The 6,026-nt window shown below is 73.0% G+C and carries 4 protein-coding genes, 8 pseudogenes and 1 riboswitch; of the genes and pseudogenes, 7 read left to right on the top strand and 5 right to left on the bottom strand.

Features of this window, described 5'->3' with window-relative positions:
• A pseudogene (locus UG55_RS25950) lies at positions 1 to 195 on the top strand (glutamate dehydrogenase); the annotation flags it as partial.
• Here the strand turns inward: UG55_RS25950 and UG55_RS27970 are convergent.
• Entirely contained in the window at positions 140 to 643 is a 504-nt protein-coding gene (locus UG55_RS27970; RefSeq protein ID WP_396231024.1) for an RNHCP domain-containing protein, read from the bottom strand. The pseudogene UG55_RS25950 and the gene UG55_RS27970 overlap by 56 nt on opposite strands.
• 187 nt (positions 644 to 830) lie before the next feature.
• Here UG55_RS27970 and UG55_RS25945 point away from each other — a divergent pair, with 187 nt between their 5' ends.
• From UG55_RS25945 to otsB, 4 genes and pseudogenes are all read left to right on the top strand, one after another.
• Positions 831 to 1,124: a DUF3263 domain-containing protein gene (locus UG55_RS25945; protein WP_066074409.1), complete on the top strand. Its 294-nt coding sequence runs from the start codon at positions 831 to 833 to the stop codon at positions 1,122 to 1,124.
• A 109-nt stretch (positions 1,125 to 1,233) separates the two neighbouring features.
• A pseudogene (locus UG55_RS25940) lies at positions 1,234 to 1,680 on the top strand (LytR C-terminal domain-containing protein); the annotation flags it as partial.
• Position 1,681: 1 nt separating this feature from the next.
• Positions 1,682 to 1,773, top strand: a pseudogene (locus tag UG55_RS45805) (LytR family transcriptional regulator); the annotation flags it as partial.
• Positions 1,774 to 1,869: 96 nt separating this feature from the next.
• A complete protein-coding gene (otsB, locus tag UG55_RS25935) occupies positions 1,870 to 2,736 on the top strand; it encodes a trehalose-phosphatase (protein WP_066074404.1) in 867 nt (288 codons plus the stop codon).
• Here otsB and UG55_RS44095 read toward each other — a convergent pair.
• The 4 genes and pseudogenes from UG55_RS44095 to UG55_RS44090 all read right to left on the bottom strand — a co-directional run.
• Positions 2,696 to 2,965: pseudogene (locus UG55_RS44095) on the bottom strand (trehalose-6-phosphate synthase); the annotation flags it as partial. The gene otsB and the pseudogene UG55_RS44095 overlap by 41 nt on opposite strands.
• A gap of 1 nt (position 2,966) precedes the next feature.
• Positions 2,967 to 4,231: trehalose-6-phosphate synthase (locus tag UG55_RS25930; RefSeq protein WP_242425128.1), on the bottom strand; the 1,265-nt coding region annotated here is incomplete at its 3' end.
• A gap of 111 nt (positions 4,232 to 4,342) precedes the next feature.
• Positions 4,343 to 5,005, bottom strand: a pseudogene (locus tag UG55_RS25925) (HAD hydrolase family protein); the annotation flags it as partial.
• A gap of 1 nt (position 5,006) precedes the next feature.
• Positions 5,007 to 5,151, bottom strand: a pseudogene (locus UG55_RS44090) (HAD family phosphatase); the annotation flags it as partial.
• Positions 5,152 to 5,250: 99 nt separating this feature from the next.
• Positions 5,251 to 5,371, top strand: a riboswitch (SAM riboswitch).
• 9 nt (positions 5,372 to 5,380) lie between these two features.
• Here UG55_RS44090 and UG55_RS45800 point away from each other — a divergent pair.
• Together UG55_RS45800 and UG55_RS44080 are read left to right on the top strand one after the other, a co-directional pair.
• Positions 5,381 to 5,884: pseudogene (locus UG55_RS45800) on the top strand (pyridoxal-phosphate dependent enzyme); the annotation flags it as partial.
• Between the two features lies 1 nt (position 5,885).
• A pseudogene (locus tag UG55_RS44080) lies at positions 5,886 to 6,026 on the top strand (threonine synthase); the annotation flags it as partial.

Here is a 6,026-nt window from a genome sequence, read left to right as displayed (position 1 = left end):
TGGGTGCAGGACATCCAGGCCTACTTCTGGTCCGAGGACCAGGTGAACGACCGGCTGCGCGAGCTGATGCAGCGGGCCTACCGAGAGGTGTCGGCGCTGGCCCGTGAGCGGCGGGTGAGCCTGCGCACCGCCGCGCACATCATCGGCGTCGCCCGCGTCGCCGAGGCGCACCGGACACGGGGCCTCTACCCCTGAGTGCCGGTCCCCCGAGCCCCGGTTCACCCAGCCCAGGTGCACCACCGCGGCTGACGTCCTCGGCGACCCGCGCGGCGAGCGCGAACAGGGCGGCCTCCGCGTCGGCGGGCGACGTCCGGTTGCGGCGGCGGTGGCCACAGCCCTCACAGTGATGGGTCAGGACGGTCTCCCAGGCACCGACCTCCACCGCCACCGGGCGCATCAGCCCACGGCACGCCGCCGCGCGGTCGCCGGGGTGGACGTCCACATGCCGCGACCACAGGCAGGCCGGGCAGTGGTTCGTGTAGCCGTCGCCGCGGACGGCGGTGCCGCACACCAGGCACTCGAAATCCTCCGGCGTGCGCGCGAAGCGGCGCGCGGAACGGCGCCCGCCCTCGGCTGGCACCGTCTCGCCGGGCACCGTCTCGCCGGGCACCGTCTCGCCGGTCCCGTCCTCGCGCGGTTGCACCACCCAACGGTATGGGTCGCTGCGCGGTATGGGCCACCGACGGCCGACGCGCCGGGAGTGTCCGGGGAACGAACGGGGATGTGGGGCCCACAGGGTGAAATAGTGGGCGGCGGCCACGGCCACGTGGTGTGTCACGCCCGTTCCAGTGCCTCCGTAGCGAGGTCGCCCCGCAAGGAGGTTCTCCACTGTGGACGCCGCCCGTGCGGGCGAGCTGAACGAGCGCGACGCCCGGATCCTGGCGTTCGAGAAGCTGCGCTGGCGCCATCCCGGCGCGAAGGACGCCGCGATCCGGGCCGAGTTCGGTCTGTCGTCGACCCGCTACTACCAGATCCTGAACATCCTGATCGACTCACCAGCCGCACTGGCCGCGGAACCGATGCTCGTCGGCCGGCTGCTGCGGCTGCGCGACGAACGCCGGCGCGCCCGCGCCGGCGCCCTGGACGACGCCGGCGCGCCCGGCGGCGACGGTCCCGACGACTGAGGAGAGCCCCGTGCCCAGTGGCTCCCACACCTACCGGCACCGCGGAGGTGACCGCCTGCGTACGGCGGGAGCCGCCGCGGTGGCCGTGCTGGCGGTGCTGGCCGGCATCATGCTGGTGAACCTGTTCCACGGCCCGCCCGACACCGACGACGCTGCCGCGGTGGGCAGCACACCGCCCCCCGCCACAGCGGCGGGCCCGGCGACGGCAGCGGACCCGGGGCAGCCGAAACCCACGTCGAGCTCACCGAGCTCACCGACCTCACCAGGCGCGGCAAGCTCGCCGAGCGCGGAGGCGACGGAACCGGCCGCCGAGCCGTCACCGACCCCGAGATCCGCCCCGGCCGTGGAACCGCCCCCCGCCCCGGCAACCGCGGCCCCGCGGGTCTTCGCTCCCGTCGTCGTACTGAACAACTCCCGCATCGCGGGCCTCGCCGACCGCGCGGCCGACCGGGTGGAGGCAGCCGGCTTCAGGGTGGAACGGGTCGGTAACTACGTGTCCAAGTACAACGTCGCGGTGTCCACCGTCTTCTACGATCCCGAGGACGCCGACGCCGCCNGCACCCTGTTGGAAACCGTCGCCGGAGTCGAGCGAATGGTCCCCCGCGCGGAGACGAGGATCGTCGAGACAGACACTCTCATCCTGGTCATCNCCAGGGACTNCCCCGCCGACGACCAGCCCTGACGGCAGCCCGCCAGCCGGGGCCAGCACCCCCAGAACCGCCCAGCTCAGCTGAGGGAAGGCACCGTGACCGAATCCTCCACCTCACCGCCCGCCACCGTGGAGCCCACTCCGACCCCCCGCACCCTGGCCGGCGGTGCCGGCCTGGCCGCGCTGCTGACCGCGCCGGAGAAGGCCCTGATCGCCCTGGACTACGACGGCACCCTCGCACCCATCGTGGCCCGGCCCGCCGACGCGGTTCCCGCCCCCGGCGCCATGGCGGCGCTGGGCCGGATCGCCCGCCGGGTCGGCACCGTGGCGATCATCACCGGCCGACCGGTGGACGTCGTCCTCAGCCTCACCCAGGCGCAGCGGTCCGCTGACCTGGGCCGGCTGCTCGTCCTCGGCCAGTACGGGCTGCAGCGGTGGGACGCCGAGACGGGGCAGGTCACCAGCCCGGACCCGCTGCCCGGGGTGAGCACCCTGCGCACGGCCCTCGCCGAGGCCCTGATCGACGCGCCGCCCGGGACGTCCGTCGAGGACAAGCGGCACGCGCTGGTCGTCCACGTCCGGCGGACCGCCGACCCGGACGCCACTCTCGCGGCGCTCGCCCCGGCGCTGAGCCGGCTCGCGCAGGAACACGGGCTGGAGGCGGCACCCGGCAAGCGCGTGCTGGAGCTGCGCCCGCCCGGGCATGACAAGGGCCAGGCGTTGCGCGCGCTGGCGGCCGAGCGGGGCGCGCGGTCGCTGCTGGTCGCCGGTGACGACTACGGCGACCTGCCCGCCTTCGAGGCGGTCGACGAACTGCGTGCCAGCGGGATCGGCGGCATCACCGTGTGCAGCGACAGCCCTGAGGTCCCGGAGGTGCTGCGCGAACGGGCGGACCTCGTCGTGGGCGGCCCGGCCGGCATGGTCACCCTGCTGGAGGTCCTTGCCGACCGGCTGGGAACCTGACCTCGGCCGCGATGTCGTCGAGCTGCGCCCGGAACCAGGCGCGCGGGGGCAGCTCCCCGGCGATCGCGGCCAGGCGGGCCGCCCGGGCATGGCGCTCGGCCGACGGCATCGTGAGCGCGGTGTGCATCGCCTCCGCGGTGGCGGTGACGTCGAACGGGTTCACCACCAACGAGTCGGTGGCCATCTGCGAGCAGGCCCCCGCCTCCCGGGAGAGGACGAGCACGGCACCNTCGGCCGAGACCACCATCCCCTCCTTGGCGACGAGGTTCATCCCGTCCCGGATGGGGTTCACCACGAGGACGTCCGCCAGGCTCATCGCGGCCAGCGAGCGCGGGAAGTCGTCGCTGATCTCCAGGTGCACGGGCAGCCAGCGCGCCGTGCCGAACTCGGCCTCGATCTCGGCGGCCAGGCGCTGGACGGCCGCGGTGTACTCGCGGTACTCGGGCAGATCGTGGCGTGACGGATACGCGCAGACCAGGTGCATCACCCGGCCATGCCATTCCGGATGGGTCCGCAGCAGCTCGCGGTAGGCGTCCAGGCCCCGCACGATGTTCTTCGACAGCTCGGTGCGGTCCACCCGCACCACCAGCCGGCAGTCCCCGGCCAGCTCACGAAGCTCGTCCGCGCGGGCGCGGACGTCCGGCCGGGTGACCCGGTCGCGGAGCTCCGCGGCGTCCACGCCGAGTGGGTACAGGCTGGTGCGGACCGAGCGGCCGCCGGTGCGCACCTCGTCCCCCTCCACCGCGGCGCCGAGGATCTCGGCGCAGCAGTCCCGGAACGCCGCCGCCCACGCCGGCGCCAGGAACCCGAGGCAGTCGGCCCCGAGCATGCCCTCCAGGATCGCCGCCGCCACGGCGTCCGGCAGCATCCGGAAGTACTCCGGCGGCGACCAGGGCGTGTGGCTGAAGTGCGCGATGCGCAGGTCCGGCCGGGTCCTGCGGAGCAGGGCCGGCACCAGCGTCAGGTGGTAGTCCTGGACGAGCACACACGCCCCCGGCGCGGCCTGGTCGGCCAGCGCCGCCGCGAACGCGGCGTTGTAGTCCTCGTAGGCGGCCCAGTCCTGCCGGAACGACGCCCCGAAGCTCGGCCCCACCGACGGCGAGTGCAGCAGATGCAGGACGAACCAGAGGGTCCGGTTCGCGACGCCGTTGTAGGCCCGGTCGAACAGCACCCGGTCCAGGTCGATCATCTGGACGGAGGCACCGCCCGTGTCGTACCCGAGCCGGTCGAGACGCCCCCCGGGCGCGGCGCGGGCGGCCCGCCGGTCGGCCTCGCTCAGCGCGGTGCAGACCCACAGCAGCTCACCGCCGTCGTCGGGGGTGTCCTGCACCACCTGGGCGAGCCCGCTGACGAGCCCTCCTCCGCCGCGCCTGGGAACCAGCTCGCCGTCGTCACCGACGGCGAAGGAGACCGGACCCCGGTTCGACGCGACCAGCAGATCGGCATGGGACGGAGGCTCGCCACCTGACGCCGCGACCTCCCCGATGCCCGGCATGTGACGCACACAGCGGAGCGTAGGCCATCAGGTGTCACCTCGGAGGCTCATCCCCACACCGCGGGGTGACCGGGCGTCGGCCGCGCCCCCGCTCGCGTGGCCGCCTACCCNCGGCTCACGGTGCTGATCGCGCTCCGGACCGCGCTCGCCCAGCCCAGCCCGACGGCGCCATCCTCCACGACCACGTTGTCGTGCTCGGTGAGCAGCCGCGCGATGTCGGGGTGGCGGACCGCGTTGGCCACCAGGTGCATCCGCCCGACCGAGCGGGCCATCTCCAGGTCGCTGGCCGAGTCCCCGATGGCGATCGCCTCACTCGGGTCGATCCCGCGCCGTTTGAGGTCGTACGCCACGGCCTCGCCCTTGCCCACCCCGTCCGGCACCAGGTGGTAGACGTGCGGCACCACACCCAGGTCGGGCATGTTCGCCTGCGAGATCAGGCCGTTGTCACGCATGCTCAGCCAGCCGAAGCCCTCCTCGACGAGCCACCTGTCCACCTCGGGGACATCGATCCGGCCGCGCAGCATGACGTCGATCTCCCGGCCGGCGTGCCAGGGCTTGTGCAGCTCGAGACGCCCCGGGTACCGCCGGATCAGCTCGTCGAGCAGGCTCTCGGGCACCTGCTTGTAGGAGTCGGGCATCGCGCCGCGCAGGATCTCGCTGTCGAGCCAGGTCCCGCTGGTCCAACCGACGATGGCGCCCAGCTCGCCGATGAAGCCGTCGGCACCGAAGATGCTGGCCGCCTCCACAAGCTGCGGCCTCGTCCGCCCGGAGACCNGGACGAGGGCGATGCCCGAGTCATGCAGGTCGGACAGCGCACGGGCGGGCTCCAGGGTCGTCGCGCCGCCCTCCTGACGGAAGAAACATCCGCGTGGGCCGACCATCGTTCCGTCAAGATCGGTGTAGACGACACGTACTGACACGCCAACGTCTCCCTTGGTTCATGACACCCGTCCGACCGCATAAACTACGGTGCACGTCCGCCCGCACGCGGACTACAGTACGGACAGACAACTTCATCTGGCTCATCCAGAGGGGCAGAGGGAACGGCCCAGCGAAGCCCCGGCAACCACCGACGCATCCCTGCGCGGCAGGTGCTAATTCCGACCCGGGGCGCATGCCGGCGCCCGGGAAAGATGAGGAGTACATCGCATGACTCTCGCGCCCGAGCGCGCCACTCTCCCGAGCCCGGATGCCGCGAACCCCGCCGTTTCGCTGTCCTGTCGTCACTGCGGCGCCACCTACCCACTGTCACCCACCCACGTGTGTGTGGAGTGTTTCGCTCCCCTTGAGATCACCTACGACGAGGACCGTCTCCGCCGGGTGACCCGGAAGTCGATCGAGGCCGGCCCGCAGAACCTGTGGCGTTACGTGGGCCTGCTACCCGCCGGGCACGCCGCCGAGCGGCGGGTCTCCCTGGACGCCGGGTGGACCCCGCTGCGGCCCGCCCCGCGCCTGGCCGCCGAGCTGGGGATGCGCTCCCTGTGGGTGAAGGACGACAGCGCGAACCCGACACACTCGTTCAAGGACCGCGTCGTCTCGGTCGCCCTCACCGCCGCTCGCGAGCTCGGCTTCACAACCGTGGCCTGCGCGTCCACCGGCAACCTCGCCCAGTCGGTGGCCGCGCACGCGGCGTCCGCCGGGCTGCGCTCCGTCNTGCTCGTCCCGCACGACCTGGAAGCCGGCAAAACCGTGTCGACCGCGGTGTACGGCGGCACCCTGGTCGCCATCAAGGGCAACTACGACGATGTGAACCGGCTGTGCAGCGAACTCGCCGGCGAGTACGAGTGGGCGTTCG

Origin of the sequence: Frankia sp. EI5c (assembly GCF_001636565.1) — a bacterium.
Taxonomy (GTDB): domain Bacteria; phylum Actinomycetota; class Actinomycetes; order Frankiales; family Frankiaceae; genus Parafrankia.
Note: the sequence above shows the minus strand (reverse complement) of the source record. Positions and strands in the feature narration are given on the sequence as shown.